The sequence below is a fragment of the Actinoplanes sp. KI2 genome (assembly GCF_025630775.1).
Lineage (GTDB): Bacteria > Actinomycetota > Actinomycetes > Mycobacteriales > Micromonosporaceae > Actinoplanes.
This window is the reverse complement of sequence record NZ_JAOSZE010000001.1, coordinates 303,127-319,262: the sequence shown is the minus strand read 5'-3', so window position 1 is coordinate 319,262 and position 16,136 is coordinate 303,127. Positions and strand designations below refer to the sequence as shown.

General features: G+C 71.8%; 10 protein-coding genes and 1 pseudogene. 5 read left to right on the top strand and 6 right to left on the bottom strand.

The annotated features are described in order from the left end of the window. Positions 1-59: 59 nt before the first annotated feature. Positions 60-4,028, top strand: coding sequence for a type VII secretion protein EccCa (gene eccCa / locus ODJ79_RS01435; RefSeq protein WP_263021413.1), 3,969 nt, complete (start codon positions 60-62; stop codon positions 4,026-4,028). Positions 4,029-4,179: 151 nt separating this feature from the next. After that, a complete protein-coding gene (mycP, locus tag ODJ79_RS01430) occupies positions 4,180-5,571 on the top strand; it encodes a type VII secretion-associated serine protease mycosin (RefSeq protein ID WP_263021412.1) in 1,392 nt (463 codons plus the stop codon). Between the two features lie 612 nt (positions 5,572-6,183). On the opposite strand, the gene ODJ79_RS01425 is transcribed toward mycP, so the two are convergent. From ODJ79_RS01425 to ODJ79_RS01405, 5 genes are read right to left on the bottom strand one after another with little or no spacing between them, the layout of a single operon-like run. Continuing rightward, positions 6,184-7,362 (bottom strand): MarP family serine protease, encoded by a 1,179-nt coding sequence (locus ODJ79_RS01425; protein WP_263021411.1) that lies wholly within the window; start codon positions 7,360-7,362, stop codon positions 6,184-6,186. Positions 7,363-7,396: 34 nt separating this feature from the next. After that, positions 7,397-8,107 (bottom strand): NUDIX hydrolase, encoded by a 711-nt coding sequence (locus ODJ79_RS01420; protein WP_263021410.1) that lies wholly within the window; start codon positions 8,105-8,107, stop codon positions 7,397-7,399. Beyond that, complete coding sequence (locus ODJ79_RS01415; RefSeq protein WP_263021409.1) at positions 8,104-8,667, bottom strand: TlpA family protein disulfide reductase; 564 nt, start codon at positions 8,665-8,667, stop codon at positions 8,104-8,106. Before ODJ79_RS01415 ends, ODJ79_RS01420 begins: the two co-directional genes overlap by 4 nt. Further along, positions 8,664-9,461, bottom strand: coding sequence for an endonuclease III (gene nth / locus ODJ79_RS01410; protein WP_263021471.1), 798 nt, complete (start codon positions 9,459-9,461; stop codon positions 8,664-8,666). The genes ODJ79_RS01415 and nth overlap by 4 nt, the downstream gene beginning before the upstream one ends. Positions 9,462-9,503: 42 nt before the next feature. After that, positions 9,504-10,700, bottom strand: coding sequence for a CapA family protein (locus ODJ79_RS01405; RefSeq protein ID WP_263021408.1), 1,197 nt, complete (start codon positions 10,698-10,700; stop codon positions 9,504-9,506). Between the two features lie 206 nt (positions 10,701-10,906). Between ODJ79_RS01405 and ODJ79_RS01400 the strand changes: the two genes are divergently transcribed. The 3 genes from ODJ79_RS01400 to ODJ79_RS01390 all read left to right on the top strand — a co-directional run bounded on the left by ODJ79_RS01400 (position 10,907) and on the right by ODJ79_RS01390 (position 15,142). Next, the gene (locus ODJ79_RS01400; RefSeq protein WP_020515203.1) at positions 10,907-11,584 is read left to right on the top strand and encodes a Crp/Fnr family transcriptional regulator; all 678 of its coding nucleotides are present in this window, start codon (positions 10,907-10,909) and stop codon (positions 11,582-11,584) included. Positions 11,585-11,801: 217 nt separating this feature from the next. Then, positions 11,802-13,100 (top strand): carboxyl transferase domain-containing protein, encoded by a 1,299-nt coding sequence (locus ODJ79_RS01395; RefSeq protein WP_263021407.1) that lies wholly within the window; start codon positions 11,802-11,804, stop codon positions 13,098-13,100. Then, complete coding sequence (locus ODJ79_RS01390) at positions 13,097-15,142, top strand: acetyl/propionyl/methylcrotonyl-CoA carboxylase subunit alpha (RefSeq protein WP_263021406.1); 2,046 nt, start codon at positions 13,097-13,099, stop codon at positions 15,140-15,142. The genes ODJ79_RS01395 and ODJ79_RS01390 overlap by 4 nt, the downstream gene beginning before the upstream one ends. 181 nt (positions 15,143-15,323) lie before the next feature. Here ODJ79_RS01390 and ODJ79_RS01385 read toward each other — a convergent pair. Beyond that, positions 15,324-16,130: pseudogene (locus ODJ79_RS01385) on the bottom strand (serine/threonine-protein kinase); the annotation flags it as partial. Positions 16,131-16,136 lie beyond the last annotated feature (6 nt).

Below are 16,136 nucleotides of genomic sequence, written 5' to 3'. Positions count from 1 at the left end.
TCCGGCACGCGCACGGGGGGTGACCACACACCCTTGTGGATGAAGGGGACAAAACACGCATGAGCACGGTGGTGATCAAGCGATCGGCGCGCCGTGCCGCGCCGGAGATCCCGACGGGCGAGATCGCCGTCGAGCCTCCTCCGGAGATCCCGCAGACGACGGGCGGACGCTGGCAGCAGGCCATGATGGCGCTGCCGATGCTCGGCGGCTCGGTGGCCATGGCGATGATGATGGGCCAGGGCCGGGGCGGCGCGTACGGCTACGTGATCGGCGGCCTGTTCGGCGTCTCCTCGATCGCGATGCTCACCACCAGCTTCGGCGCCAGCGGCTCGCCCAAGAAGGCGGAGATGATGGCCGCCCGCCGGGAGTACCTGCGACACCTGGCCGGCCTGCGCCGCCGGGTGCGCGAGACGGCGACCCGGCAGCGGGTCGGCATGCTCTACCGGCACCCCGACCCCAACCAGCTCTGGTCGACCGCGGGCAGCTACCGGGTGTGGGAGCGCCGCCCAGCCGACCCCGACTTCGGCGTGGTCCGGCTCGCGGTCGGCCCGCAGACCCTCGCAACCCCGCTGATCCCGCCGGAGACCCGGCCGCTGGACGAGCTCGAGCCGATGACCGCGGGCGCGCTGCGGCGCTTCCTGGACGCGTACTCGGTGGTGCCGGACCTGCCGGTGGCGGCCTCGCTGCGCGGCTTCGCCCGGGTCTTCCTGCGCGGCGCCGGGCCCACCGGCGAGCCGGACGCCCGCGCGCTGACCCGGGCGGTGATCTGCCAGCTCGCCACGTTCCACGCCCCGGACGACATGATCGTCGCGATCTGCGCCGGACCGGACCGCCGGGCGTACTGGGAGTGGGTCAAGTGGCTGCCGCACAACCTGCACCCGTCGCGAACCGACGCGCTCGGCCACGTGCGGCTGGTCGCGAGCACCGGCCCCGACCTGGAACGCCTGCTCGAGGACGTGATCGGCAGCCGGCCACGGTTCGGCTCCGGCACCGGCGGCCACTCGCCGCACGTGGTGATCGTGCTGGACGGCATCGACCTCAAGGGCGCCACCCAGCTCGACGACGGCATCGACGGGGTCACCGTGCTCGACCTCGACGAGCAGCCACCGCGCATGCTGGACCGGTCGCTGCTGGTGCTCGAGGTCGCACACGTGGGCGGCCGGCGCGTCCTGAACACGTACTCGATGGACCACGAGGCCGAGGTGGGCACGCCCGACCAGCTGAGCGTCGAGCAGGCCGAGGCGGTGGCGCGCCGGCTGTCCCCGCTGCGGCTGGCCGCGATGTCGAAGTCGTCGGACACCCCGCTGGCCACCGAGATGGGCCTGGCCGAGCTGCTCGGGCTGGGCGATCCGGAGACGTTCAGCGTCACGCAGAGCTGGACCCCCCGCCCCAACCGGGACAAGCTGCGCGTGCCGATCGGCCTGGGCGCCGACGGCAGCGCCGTCGAGCTCGACCTCAAGGAGTCGGCGCAGGACGGCATGGGCCCGCACGGCCTGCTGATCGGCGCCACCGGCTCCGGCAAGTCCGAGCTGCTGCGCACGCTGGTGATGGCGCTCGCCGCGACCCATTCGTCCGAGACGCTCAACTTCGTGCTGATCGACTTCAAGGGCGGCGCCACGTTCTCGTCGCTCGACCGGCTCCCGCACACCGCCGCCGTGATCACCAACCTGGCCGACGAGCTGGTGCTGGTCGACCGCATGGTGGACGCGATCGACGGCGAGATGATCCGCCGCCAGGAGCTGCTGCGGAAGGCGGGCAACTACGCCAGCCTGCGCGACTACGAGAAGGCGCGGTCCGGTGGCGCCGCGCTGCCCCCGCTGCCCTCGCTGCTGGTCATCTGCGACGAGTTCTCCGAGCTGCTCAGCGCAAAGCCCGACTTCATCGACCTGTTCGTCCAGATCGGCCGACTGGGCCGGTCGCTCGGCGTGCACCTGCTGCTGGCCAGCCAGCGGCTCGAGGAGGGCCGGCTCCGCGGCCTGGACACCCACCTGTCGTACCGGATCGGTCTGCGGACCTTCTCGGCGCTGGAGTCCCGGGCCGTGCTCGGCGTGCCCGACGCCTACGAGCTGCCCCGCTCGCCCGGCCACGGCTACCTGAAGTTCGGCACCGAGCCGTTGCTGCGCTTCAAGGCCGCGTACGTGTCCGGCCCGCTGCACAAGACCGGCGCTCGCGCGGCGGCCGGTGGTGCGGCCGCAGTCCCGCAGGTGCTCGAATACTCGACGCGCTACGTCCCCGCGCCCAAGCCGGCGAAGCCGGTCGAACCGAAGCCGGAGGACATCCCCGCCGGCGAGAGCGTGCTCGACGTGATGGTCGACCGGCTCAACGGCCAGGGGCCGCCGGCACACCAGGTGTGGCTGCCGCCGCTCAACCTGTCGCCGGCCCTCGACGAGCTGCTCGGCTCGGTGGTCGCCGACCCGGTGCGCGGCCTCGCGTTCGCCAACCCCGAGCTGCACGGCGCGCTGCAGGTGCCGATCGCGGTCATCGACAAGCCGCGCGAGCAACTGCGTGACGTGATGTGGCTGCAGCTGGCCGGGTCGGCCGGGCACGTCTCGATCGTCGGCTCGACGCTCTCCGGCAAGTCGACCGCGCTGCGCTCGATGATCTGCGGTCTCGCGCTCACCCACACCCCGGCCGAGGTGCAGGTCTACTGCCTCGACTTCGGCGGCGGCTCGCTCACCACGATCCGCGACCTGCCGCACGTCGGCGGCGTCTCCGGCCGGCTCGACGCGGTCGGTGTCCGGCGTACGGTCGGCGAGATCCAGACCCTGCTCACCGAGCGCGAGTCGCGGTTCGCGGCGATGGGCATCGACTCGATGGCGTCCTACCGCCGACGCCGGGCCAACAAGGCCGGCACGGGCGCCGACGCCGACCCGTTCGGCGACGTGTTCCTGGTGGTCGACGGCTGGTCCACGCTCCGCAAGGACTACGAGGAGCTCGAGCCGGTGATCACCGACATCGCCACCCGCGGCCTGTCCTACGGCATCCACGTGGTCGCCTCGAGCTCGCGCTGGATGGACTTCCGGCCGGCGATCCGCGACCTGTTCGGCTCCCGGCTGGAGCTGCGGCTGGGCGACCCGAGCGACTCGGTGATCAACCGGCGCGCCGCGATGAGCGTGCCGGAGAAGCCGGGCCGCGGCATCGTCGAGCACCCGACCGACAAGAGCAAGTTCCTCCACTTCCTGACCGTGCGGTCCGAGCTTGCCTCGATGGCCGACACGAACGCGCTGGTCAAGGCGGTCGCCACCAACTGGCAAGGCCCGCTCGCCCCGCGCGTGCGGATGCTGCCCTCGTCCGTCCCGTACTCCGAAATGGACCTCGAACGCAGCAGCGGCCTGCGCCTGCCGATCGGCATCTCCGAGGCCGACCTCCAGCAGGTCGAGATCGACTTCGCGTCGGACCCGCACTTCCTGCTGTTCGGCGACGCCGAGTGCGGCAAGAGCTCGTTCCTGCGGGCGCTGGCGACCTCGGTGATCCGGCGGTTCTCGCCGGAGGAGGCCCGGATCATCCTGGTCGACTACCGGCGCAGCCTGATGGACCTGCCCGAGTCGGAACACCGCATCGGGTACGGGATCCAGGCGCAGAAGACGCTCGAGCTGATGCAATCGGTGGCGGGCTACATGGAACGCCGCCTGCCCGGCCCGGACGTCACCGCCCAGCAGCTGCGCGACCGGTCCTGGTGGACCGGCCCGGAGCTGTTCGTCCTGGTCGACGACTACGACCTGGTGGTGGCCGGCCCGACCAACCCGCTGACCCCGCTGCTCGAGTACCTCCCGCAGGCCCGCGACGTCGGCCTGCACCTGGTGCTCACCCGGCGGGCCGGCGGCGCGAGCCGGGCGCTGTACGAGCCGGTGATCCAGCGGCTGCGCGAGCTGTCGGCGCCCGGCATGGTGATGTCCGGTCCGTCCGACGAGGGTGCTCTGATCGGCGCGGTCAAGCCCACGCTGCTGCCGCCGGGACGTGGCCGCCTCCTCACCCGTCGTGAGGGCATCCGGCTGGTGCAGCTGGCACATCAGCCGCCGTTTGCCTGAAACCCCCGATTTGACAGACTCCCGGTGCGATATACATCGACCAACCCCAGCAATATCGCGCCGTTTCGGAGTAATCTGCATCGACCGTTCAGGATCGGATGGCGATGCACCCCGCGACTGTTGCGAGCACGACCGCCCTCTCCCGGGTGCGATGCAGCGTGCCCGCCGGTGGTGTGCGTTGCTGAGCGCCTGGCGCCTCGCCTCGGCCGCGCTCGCCGGGGTCGTGGCGCTCGTCGTGCCGGCCGCGCCCGCGATGGCCGACCCCGTCACCGCCGATCCCCTGACCACCGGCCCGCTGACCACCGGCCCGCTGACCGCTGACCCTCTCGCCGCCGGCCCGCTGACCGCTGACCCTCTCGCGACCGGCCCGCTGACCGCCGTGGGCAAGCCACTCGCCGAGCCGGTCAACCCGCTGGTCGGCGACGAGGTCCGCGGCGACGAGTGGTATCTACGCAAGCTGAACATCCAGGGCGCGTGGACGTATTCGACCGGCGCCGGCGTCACGGTCGGCGTGATCGACTCGGGCGTCGACGCCACCCACCCCGACCTGCAGGGTCAGGTGCTGCCCGGCCTGGACCTGGTGGACCCGAAGGGTGACGGCGACACCGACCTGGTCGGCCACGGCACCACCGTCTCGGCGATCATCGCGGGCCGCGGCGACGACTCGTCCGGCATCATCGGCATGGCTCCCAAGGCCAAGATCCTTCCGGTACGCGTACTCGACGAGGAAAACCGCTACAACGACGCGATCATCGTGGCCAAGGGCGTCCGCTGGGCGGTCGACCACGGCGCCCGGGTGATCAACCTGTCGCTCGGCGGCAACGGCTTCAGCGCGACCCTGTCCGCGGCGCTCGACTACGCGTTCGCCAAGGACGTGGTGGTGATCGCCTGCACCGGCAACACGAGCGCCTCATCGGACACCGACGTGTGGTACCCGGCCCGCGAGCCCGGGGTGATCGCGGTGGCCGGCATGGAGAAGGACAGCAACCAGCTCTGGTCCGGCTCGATCACCGGCAAGGAGACCGTGGTGACCGCGCCGGCCACCCAGTTGGTCGGCGCCCAGTCCGGCGGCGGCTACTGGAAGGTGCAGGGCACCAGCTTCGCGGCACCCATGGTGACCGGCACGGCGGCGCTGATCCGCTCCCGCTGGCCGACCATGCCGGCCGGCGAGGTGATCAACCGAATCATCCGCACCGCCACCGACCGCGGCCCGACCGGCCGCGACGCCACCTACGGCTACGGCGAGATCAACCCGACCGGCGCCCTGACCGCCTCGGTCCCGGCCATCTTCGAGAACCCGCTGGACGACTCACCGTCCCCCGGCGTCGCCCGCTTCGGCTCAGCGCCCGCCCCCGGCCAGGCCCTGTCCGCCCCGGACGAAACCTCGCTCCCGGCCCAGCACGCCGCCGCCGGCCAGGCCGCCTCCCCGGCCACGATCGCCCCCAAGCCGACCGGCCACGCCTGGCTGCTGGCCGCGGGCCTGCTGCTCATCTCCGCGACAGCCGCACTGCTGACCGTCCGGCGCTTCACCTACACCACATAGCCGCGCCCGCCCGGCGGCCCGATCCAGCCCCGCCCGGCATGACGCCCGCTCTGCGCACGAAACGCCCCGCTCTGCGCACGAGACGCCCGCTTTGCGCACAAGACACGCCGCGACGCGCCGCTCTGCGCACGAGACCCCCCGCTCTGCGCACAAAACGCCCGCTTTGCGCACCAAGACGCCCCACAATGCACGCAAGACGCCTCGGCGCTGCACAAGGGCACCCGCACGGCGCCAGCCGCACAAGGGCGCCCGCCGATCACTGCCACACGGTGCGCCGCGGCGCCGCGCACCGCCACGCGACAAGCCGCGCACCGCGCGCCATCACACCTCGCTCAGGCAAGTGAGCAAACGCGCCCCGACCGGCGACGCGGCCCCGACCAGCGGCGCACGGCCCGACCAGCGGCGCGCGACCCGACCAGCGGCGCACGGCCCAACCAGCGGCGCACGGCCCGACCAGCGGCGCACGGCCCAACCAGCGGCGCGCGACCCGACCAGCGGCGCACGGCCCAACCAGCGGCACGCGACCCGACCAGCGGCACACGGCCCAACCAGCGGCGCACGGCCCGACCAGCGGCACACGATCCGACCAGCGCCGCGTCGGGTCGACGGTTACTACGCGCAGTCGTTGGTGGAGACGCCGCGGGTGCGGGTCAGGCCCTGCTGCGCGACCGGGGCCGCCTCGGCCGCGGTGAGGGCGAAGCCGGTGTTCTTGTCGTCGGCCGCCGCCGCGAAGATCACGCCGAGCACCTGGCCGCTCGGGGTGATCAGCGGGCCGCCGGAGTTCCCGCTGCGCACCAGCGACCGGATCGTGTAGATTTCGCGGGTCACGTCGCCGGAGTCGTAGATGTCCGGCCCGGTGATCCGGCTGACGTCGCTGACCCGCGCCGACTGGGCGTCGTACGGCCCGTCCTGCGGATAGCCCAGCACGATCGCGCTGGCGCCGGACGCCGCCGGCTTCCCGACGAACGGCATGATCGGGGCGCGCAGGCCGGGCACGTAGACCACGGCGAGGTCGCGCTCCGGGTCGTACACGACGACCTTGCCCTGCAGCCGAGAGCCGTTGACCTCGACCGCCACGTCCCGGGTGCCGGCCACCACGTGCGCGTTGGTCATCACCCGCTCGTCGGCGTACGCGAATCCCGACCCCTCGATCCGGCGCGAGCAACTCGGCGCGGTGCCCAGCACCTTGATCACCGAGCTTCTCGACTTTTGCACGATCTGGGAGCCCTTCAGCGCCGGATCGGGCGCCGCGACCTGCTTGGTCCTGGTCGGCGCGAGGCCGCCGAAGACGTCCGGGAAGCCGTTGGTGTCCAGCGTCTCGCGCAGCGCCGAGGAGAGCGCCTGGGCCTGCTCGGGCATCAGGCTGTCGATGCCGCCCAGGATCGCGCTGCTGCGAACCTCTCGGTTGAGCCCCTCGAACGGGGTCGAACCGAGCGGCACCGCGATCAGCCACGCCACCAGCAGCACCGCGACCAACGAGATCAGCGCGCCGCCGGCGTCGTCGACCCGCTGCAGCGGCCGGCTGGAGATCTGCCGGCGCAGGTGGGTGCCGAGCCACCCGGCCAGCGTCTGGCCGAGGACGGCGAGCGCGAAGATCGAGGCGAGCGAGACGACCAGACGGGCGGTCGGGTCGGTGAACTTGTCGGCGATCAGGGGACCCACCTGCAGGCCGATCAGCACGCCGCTGAAGAACCCGCCGAAGGACAGCGCCCCAATGACGAAGCCCTGGCGGTACCCGCTGATTGCGAAGACCAGCATGAGCAGGATCAGGATGCCATCGACCACGGACACTCACTCAGCGTAGAGGGGGCGGGCCAGGGCACGATCATGGCAGAACCTCGTCCGGCGCGCCGCCGCGTGCCGCCGGAACCGGGGCGGACGCCTCCGGCAACTCCACTATGCGTCCCGGCTGCCACGGCCGCGACCAGCCACCCATGTCGAGCAATACCGAGATCACCCCCGCCGTGAAGCCCCAGACCAGCAATCCCCGGACCTGGAACGCGGGCCCGATCCAACCGCTGGGATGCCGCACCCGGATACGGTTCTCGGGGTCGACAAGTTCACCGATCGGCAGGCGCGCCACGTGCGCCACCTCGGCCGGCTGCCGCGGGCTGACCGAGTGCGGCCGCCTCCACCAGGCCAGCACCGGGGTCACCACGAACGAACTGACCGGGATGTAGAGGTCGGGCAGCAGGGCCAGCACGTCGGTGCTGGCCGGGTCGAGGCCGACCTCCTCCCGCGCCTCGCGCAGCGCGGTGTCGACCGCGTCCGCGTCCTCCGGGTCGGTGCCGCCGCCGGGGAAGGCCGGCTGACCGGCGTGGTTACGCATCGTCGCGGCCCGCTGCAGGATCAGCAGGTCGGGCTCGCCCGGCGTCTGCTCGCCGAGCAGCACCAGCACGGCGCTGGGCCGGCCACCGCCGGCCGGCGGGCGCAGCGGCGTGAAGTCCTCGGTACGGCACGAATCCACCCGGCTCAGCAGCGGATCGAACCAGGACGGGAGACCGTCGGGGCGCGACAGCACCCGCCCCTGGCTCACGGCGTCACCGTCATGCCGGTCCACTGCTTGACCAAGGTGGACAGCTTGGCCGCGTCGAGCGGCAGCCGGTTCACATACGACTTGCCGGACGCGTCGACGAAGATGGTGATCGGCAGGTTCGTCCCGGCGATCGCGTTGGCCAGCTTTTTGTCCGGGTCGAACAGGGTCGGGAGGTGGACGCCCTTGTCGGCCGCGAACGACGCGCCCGCCTCGCGGCTGTCTCCGGTGTCGACACCGACCACGGTGACCCGGCCGGCCGTCTGGGTCGCCACCTTTTGGATCAGCGGCAGCTCGCGGCGGCAGGGATCGCACCAGGACGCCCAGAGGTTGATGATCATCGGGCCGGGCATCGACCGCAGCGCGACCTGCTCCTTGCCGGTGAAGCAGGGCAGTTCCAGGTCGGGCAGGGTGGGCGCGGGCGGCGCGGAAGGGCCGGTCAGCCCCTGGCAGTCGGCGAACGGGGACGGGGTGTCGGTGGACCTGGCCTCGGCGGTGCACCCGGCTGCCGCCGCCGCGACCAGCGCGAGCATGGCGGCGACGAGGGGACGCGACGGCCTCACGGCGCGTCCGGCGCGGTCACCGCGGCGGCCGGCACGAGATCGGGGTCGACGCCGGCCGCGATCGCCAGCTCGCGGGCGCGCGGGCCCTTGAGCAGCTTGGCCGCGGCGGCCGCGTCGGTCGGCCCGGTGCCGTAGGACGGGCACATGGTGGCCAGCGTGCAGGCGCCGCAGGCCGGTTTGCGGGCGTGGCAGACCCGCCGGCCGTGGAAGATCACCCGGTGCGACAGCATGGTCCAGTCGCGTTTCTCGATCAGCTCGGCGACCGCGAACTCGATCTTGACGGGGTCTTCCTCCTGCACCCATCCGAATCGGTTGGTGAGGCGGCGGAAGTGGGTGTCGACGGTGATGCCGGGGACGTCGAACGCGTTGCCGAGAATCACGTTCGCCGTCTTGCGGCCGATGCCGGGCAGCTTGACCAGCTCGTCCAGCTTGCCGGGCAGGACGCCGTCGTACTTCTCCACCAGAACCTGGCCCAGCTTCATCAGCGAGTCGGTCTTGGCCCGGAAGAAGCCGGTCGGGCGCAGCAACTCCTCGAGCTGGGCACGATCGGCCCCGGCGTAGTCGGCGGCGGTCACGTACCTCTTGAAGAGGGTGGGCGTCACCTGGTTGACCCGGACGTCGGTGGTCTGCGCGGAGAGGATGGTGGCGACCGCCAACTCCAGCGGGGTGGTGAAGTCGAGCTCGCAATGCGCATCGGGATGCGTCTCGGCGAGCACCTTGGCCATCTTGCGGGCACGTCGCTTACGCCCGATGGGCGTCTCCCCCGCGAACCGCTTGACCGACCGCACCACCAGAGTCACCGCTAAAGAGTACGTCGCGGGTACGACAGCAACTCCTCACGCCGGTGGCGAGATCGACCCATCAGCCCCGATCGTCGCCGCGGTGTCCCCCAGGTCGGCGGCACTGAGCTGGGCGACGAGCTTGCGGCCCTGTTCGTTCGCGGTGTCCCGGGTCGGCAGGCCGAGGCCGTTCAGGTACGTCGACCGGAACTCCCCGCCCAGATAAGACCCGTCCGCGCCGAGCGTGACCCGCAGGATCCCGCCGTATTTCAGCGGCCCGTCCCGGTTCAGCGTGTGTCCGGCTCCGGCGAAGTTCCCGAGGCTGTACGCGATCAGCTTGCCCCGGTAGAACTCCATCCCGCGCAGTACGTGCGGGCTGTGCCCGACGACCAGGTCGGCGCCCGCGTCGACGGCGGTGTGGCTGAACCTGATCGGGTCGCCGCGGTTCTCCCCGAAGTAGATCTCGTTACCGGGCTTGACGTGCTGCATCTTCGCGCCCTCGGCGCCCATGTGCACCTGCACGACGACCAGGTCCGCCTGCTGCTTCGCCTCCTGGATCACGGTACGGGTGTGGTCGTAGTCGTTCAGGTTGTTGGCCCCGGCGTATCCGGAGAAGCCGACGACCGCGACCTTGATCCCCTTGACCTCCACGACGGTGATCTCGTCCTGGTTGCCGGTGTACTTGATCCCGGCATCGTCGAGCGCGGCCCGGGTGTTCAGCGCGCCCTGCGACCCGAAGTCGCGGGTGTGGTTGTTCGCCAGGTTCATCAACTGGAACCCGCCCTCCTTGAGGTGCGCCGCGTACGACGGCGGCGACCGGAAGGCGTAGCAGTTCGACCTCGGCGGCGTTCCGCATTTCGACGCGCCGGTGTCCGCGGTGATCGGCTGCTCGAGGTTTCCCATCACCAGGTCGGACCGCAGGTCGGCCCGGACCGAGTCGAAGAAGCCGGCGCCGTCGTCGGGCGGCAACCCGCTCGGCGCGTTGGCCATCATGATGTCGCCGGTGGCCGAAACCGTGATCCGCCGCACTCCGGCCTCGCCCTTGGCGGCGGACGCGGCCGGCTTGGCGGGCGCGACGGCGGGCGCGGCAACGGCCTCGGCGGGCTCCAGCCAGAGCGGTCCGGCGCCCGGCTCGCGATGCGTGACGGCGATGCCCGCCCCACCGATCCCGGCCAAAACGGCCAGCACAATTGTCACAGTGAGGACAGGGCGCCCGAAAAGGCCCGGGCTTCGGGATGGGGGGTGGGAATTCATCGACGGCGACGATACCTTCGGGTAGCACCGCGGACGACCCGACGAAAGGCTTGTTGTCGCACCACCGTGAGCGACGGAAAACACTGCCTGTCACGGTCGGAATGGTTACCCTTCAGTATTCGGATCAAGGGGTGCCTGCCCGATTAGCGCCCGCGTGCGCCTAGACTGATCGAGCGCAGGCGTTGCGCGTGTTCGGAGGTGCGGCGATGGATGAGGTACTGGCGCGCAGCGGGATCTTCCAGGGCGTTGACCCGGAGGCCGCCGAGGCGCTCGCCAAGGAGATGGACACGGTCGAAGTCCGTAAGGGTGACGTCCTGTTCAACGAGGGCGAGGCCGGTGACAGCCTGTACATCGTGCTGTCCGGCAAGATCAAGCTGGGTCGCCGGGCCGCGGACGGCCGGCAGAACCTCGTTTCGATCATGGGGCCGTCCGACATGGTCGGCGAGCTCTCCCTGTTCGACCCGGGCCCGCGTACGGCGACCGCGACCGCGGTGACCGATGCCCGGCTCGCCCGGCTCAAGAAGACCTCGCTCCGCCCCTGGTTGAACAACCGGCCCGAGATCGCCGAGCAGCTGCTGCGGGTGCTCGCCCGCCGGCTCCGGCGGACCAACGACGCGCTGGCCGACCTGATCTTCACGGACGTGCCCGGTCGCGTGGCGAAGAACCTGCTGCAGATGGCCGGCCGGTTCGGCACCCGCGACGGCGGTGTGTTGCGCGTCACCCACGACCTCACCCAGGAAGAGCTGGCTCAGCTGGTCGGCGCCTCCCGCGAGACGGTGAACAAGGCGCTGGCCGACTTCGCCTCCCGCGCCTGGCTGCGCCTGGACGGCAAGAGCGTGATCATCCTCGACCCGGAGCGCCTGGCCCGGCGAGCCCGCGTCTAGGCAGGCAGCGGGAACGCCTCGCGTCTGATCTCCCGAAATTGGCGCAGGTCAGACGAATGCCCTAAATTCGTCTAAAAAGGCGACGAAGCCGCCGCATTCAAATCCGTGTCGCATCCGCTTGGCCGCTCGTTACGGAGGTGGTCGAGAGGCACCGGCGAACACGAGAGGGCGCGGCTTTGAACATGGTGGGGGGCGTACACCGCATCGGGGTCCGGACGTGACCGTGCTCGACACGGCGATCGACCCGCGCACCCCCGCCTACCTGGAGAGCCGGGGGATCGCCCTGGAACGGCTCGCCCGGCTCGAGGCGGCGTTGGACCAGGCGCGCGCCGGCGGCGGCGAGAAGGCCGTGACCCGGCATCACGCGCGTGGCAAGCTGCTGCCCCGGGAACGCGTCGAGATGCTCCTCGACCAGGACAGCCCGTTCCTCGAGCTGTCCCCGGCCGTGGGCTGGGGCACCGAGTTCCCGGTCGGCGCGGGGGTGGTCACCGGGCTGGGCGTGGTCGAGGGCGTCGAGTGCGTGATCGTCGCGACCGACCCCACCGTGGACCGCAACGCACACGACCCGCACCCGCTCGAGAAGATCCGCCGGGCCGCGCGGATCGCCTCGGCCAACCGCCTGCCGCTGGTCAACCTGGTCGAGTCGGCCACCGAGAGCACTCCCGCGCCGCACCGGGCCGGCGGCCTGGCCCGTGACCTGAGCCGCCTCGTGGCCGAGCGGGTGCCCACGTTCTGCGTCGTGTTCGGCCCGGTCAGCGGCAACGACGTGTACCTGCCGCAGCTCTCCGACTACACGATCTTGGTGCGCGGGCACGCGAAGATCCACTCGCTGCCGATCAACGGCACGGCCAAGAAGGCGATCCAGGCCGACCGGGCCGACCAGCTGGCCGAGGACGAGCGGGACGGACTGCGGCTGGCCCGGCAGTGCGTCCGGCGGCTGCACTGGCGCAAGCGCGGGCCGCTGCCGCGGACCTTCCCGCCGGCGTCGCCCAAGTACGCGGCCGAGGACCTGCTGTCGATCATCAAGGTCGACGACCCCCGGGAGATCCTCGCCCGGATCCTCGACGGCAGCGACTTCGACGAGTTCAAGCCCGCGTACGGCCCGGCGCTGGTGGCCGGGTGGGGCGAGCTGCACGGCTACCCGGTCGGCGTGCTGGCCGGCACCGGCGCCCCGCACACGGTCGCCGAGGCGCAGAAGGCCGTGCACCTGATTCAGCTCGCCAACGCCACCGACACCGCGCTGCTGCTGCTGGCGGCGCGGTTCGGCCCGGCCGAGATCGAGGCGCTGACCCTGTCCTCCGTGCCGCATCTGGCCCTGGACACCGGCCGCGCCGGCGACCCCCGCTTCGCGTTCAGCTGGCCGGCCGAGGAGCCGGCCGGTGGTGACGACGACGGTGTCATCGACCCCCGCGACACCCGTACCGTCCTCGGCCTCTGCCTCTCCGCCGCGCACAGCGCGGTCGTCGAGGGCGCCGGGCACGTCGGTGTGTTCCGACCCGGAAAGGTAGACCAGTGATCCGACGTCTTCTGGTGGCAGACCGAGGGGAGATCGCCCGCCGGGTGTTCGCCACCTGCCGCCTGGTCGGCATCGAGACGGTCGCCGTCTACTCGGATGCCGATTCCGACGCGCCGCACGTGGCCGAGGCCGACTATGCGGTACGCCTCGACGGCGGCACCCCGTCCACGACGACCGACAGTCCAAGCTTGGGTAAAGGCGCAGCGGCGGCTTACCTGCGTGGCGACTTGATCATCAGGGCCGCCCAGCGGACCGGGGCGAACGCCATCCACCCCGGCAACGGCCTGCTGGCCGAGGACCCGGACTTCGCGGCCGCGGTCACCGACGCCGGCATGATCTGGGTCGGCGCACCCGCGAAGGTCCTCGGCACGCTGCGCAGCAAGCGCGCGACCAAGGCGCTGGCCGCCGAGGCCCGGGTGCCGACGCTGCCGACCTTCACCGAGCCCGCCAAAGTGCCCGGCTACCCGGTGCTGATAAAACCGGACGCCGGTTCGGGCGGGGCCGGCATGCGGGTGGTGCGGGATGCGACCGCGCTCGCCGAGGCGATCGCCTCGACCCGGCGCGAGGTCGGCTGCGACGTCTACTTCGAGCCGTACGTCGAGGGCGTCCGGCACATCGAGATCCCGATCCTGGCCGACGAGCACGGCTCGGTGGTGCCGTTCGGCGAGCGCGAGTGCTCGGTGCAGCGCCGCTACCAGCAGATCATCGAGGAGACCCCGTCCCCGGCGGTCGACGCGGGGCTGCGCGAGGAGCTGTGCCGGGCGGCGATCGTCGCGGTCCGGTCGATCGGCTACGTGGGCGCCGGCGCCGTCGAGTTCCTGCTGGACACCGCCGGGGACTTCTGGTTCCTCGAGCTGACCCCGACGCTGCAGGCCGAGCACGCGGTGACCGAGTGCGTCTCCGGGTACGACCTGGTGCGGCTGCAGCTGCTGGTGGCCGAGGGCGGCATGCTGCCGATGCCGGGGCCGCCGCCGATCCGCGGACACGCCATCGAGGTCCGCATCTGCGCGGAGGATCCGGCGTACGCGTGGCTGCCGGCCTCCGGAACCCTGCACCGGTTCGCCGTGCCCGACGTGGCCGGGGTCTTCCGCCCGCTGGCCCAGCCGGGCCTGCGCCTGGACGCCGGGATGGAGGACGGCTCGATCGTCGGCGTGCACCCGGACCCGACGCTGGCCAAGCTGATCGCCTGGGCGCCGACCCGCCAGGAGGCGGCCCGGATGCTCGCCTCGGCGCTGACCCGCACCCAGCTGCACGGCGTCACCACCAACCGGGACCTGCTGGTCCGGGTGCTGCGGCACCACTCGTTCCGGGCCGGGGACCTGGACACCGGCTTCCTCGATCGCCGGCCCGAGGTGTTCGCCCCGCTGCTGTCGGCGGTCGACGCCGTACGCATCTCGTGTCTTGCCGCCGCCCTGGCCGGCGCGGCCGGACGGCGCGCGACCGCGACGGTGCTCGGCTCCCTGCCCTCCGGCTGGCGCAACGTGCCGTCCGGCTCGCAGACCGCGGTGTACGACGGCCCGGCCGGCCCGGTCGAGGTGGGCTACCGGATGAACCGGCACGGTGAGCTGGCCGGCTGGTGGGTGCGCACGGTCGACCCGGAGGAGCTCGATCTGGCCGGCCTCGGCCAGGCCCCGGTGCTCGACGACCACCCGGCGACCGTGGTGGTGGCGGCCGGTGACGAGCGGGTGGTGCTCGACGTCAACGGCATCCGGCTGACCTTCAACGTGCACCGGGTCGGCGAGGTTTCCTACGTGGACAGCCCGGAGGGCTCGGTGGCGCTGCGCGAGCTGTCCCGCTTCCCGCTGCCCGTCCCGGAGGCGGCCGAGGGCTCGCTGACCGCCCCGCTGCCCGGCGCGGTCCGGCGCGTGCTGGTGGTGCCCGGCCAGCGGGTACGCGCCGGCGAGCTGCTGCTCACCCTGGAGGCGATGAAGCTGGAACACCCGGTGCACGCGCCGAGCGCCGGTGTGGTGGCCTCGCTCCCGGTGCACCCGGGCGCCGAGGTGGACACCGGCGAACTGCTAGCGGTCCTGGATCCCGAGTAGGCAGCATTCGGGGGCCGAGGTGGACACCGGTGAGCTGCTAGCGGGCCTGGATCCCGAGCAGGCCGAACAGCCACTTCTTCTTGGCCGACTTGAACTGGGCGCGCACGGTGGGCGTGTCGTCCCCCGGCGTCCAGCGCGGCGGCGGCACGATCGGGCCGGTCACGTCGAGGTCGATCTTGGTGAGCAGGTCGCGTAGCTGCTCCGCGGTCGGCCGGGAGGCCGGGTCGTTGGCCATGCCGTAGCGCAGCAGCTGGATCAGCTCGCGCGGAACGCCGGGCAGGTCGGGAATCGGCTGGTTGAACAGGTCCATCAGGGTGATCAGGCTGGGGTTGCGGTCGCCGTCCCAGCGGGGCGGGCGGCCACGCATCACCGCGTAGAGGGTGGCGCAGAGCGCGTACACGTCGACGGCGCCGGACGGGTTGTCGTGCCGGAACATCTCCGGCGGAGCGTAGGCCGGGGTGAGCACCTCGAGAGTGACCGAGGAGTCGCGCATCTCGCCGAGCACGGCCAGGCCGAAATCGGCGAGCACGGCCGAGTTGAAGTGCGAGTAGAGGATGTTCGCCGGCTTCACGTCGCGGTGCAGCACTCCGTTCGCGTGCGAGTGCACCAGCGCATCGGCGATCTTGATGCCCATGTCCCGGGCCTCGGCGGCGGTCAGCGGCCTGATCCGCATCCGGTCCAGGTAGGACCCGTCGCACAGCTCCATGATCAGGTACGGGTGCTGGTCGACCGTGACGCCGACGTCGAACAGGTCGACCACGTGCGGGTGCGATGACATGCGCCCGGCCGCCCGCGCCTCGCGGAGGAAGCGGGCCTGGTCGCGGTTGCTGTCCAGGCGCCGATTTTCGACCTTGATGGCGACCTCGCGGCCGACGGAATCCTGCATGGCACGGTAGACGGTCGCGTAACCCCCACGGGCCATGACGGACAAACCGGACATGCCCGGCACGTACGGCACGGGCAGCGGTCCCGGCGGCGTCCCCGTCATGGAAGA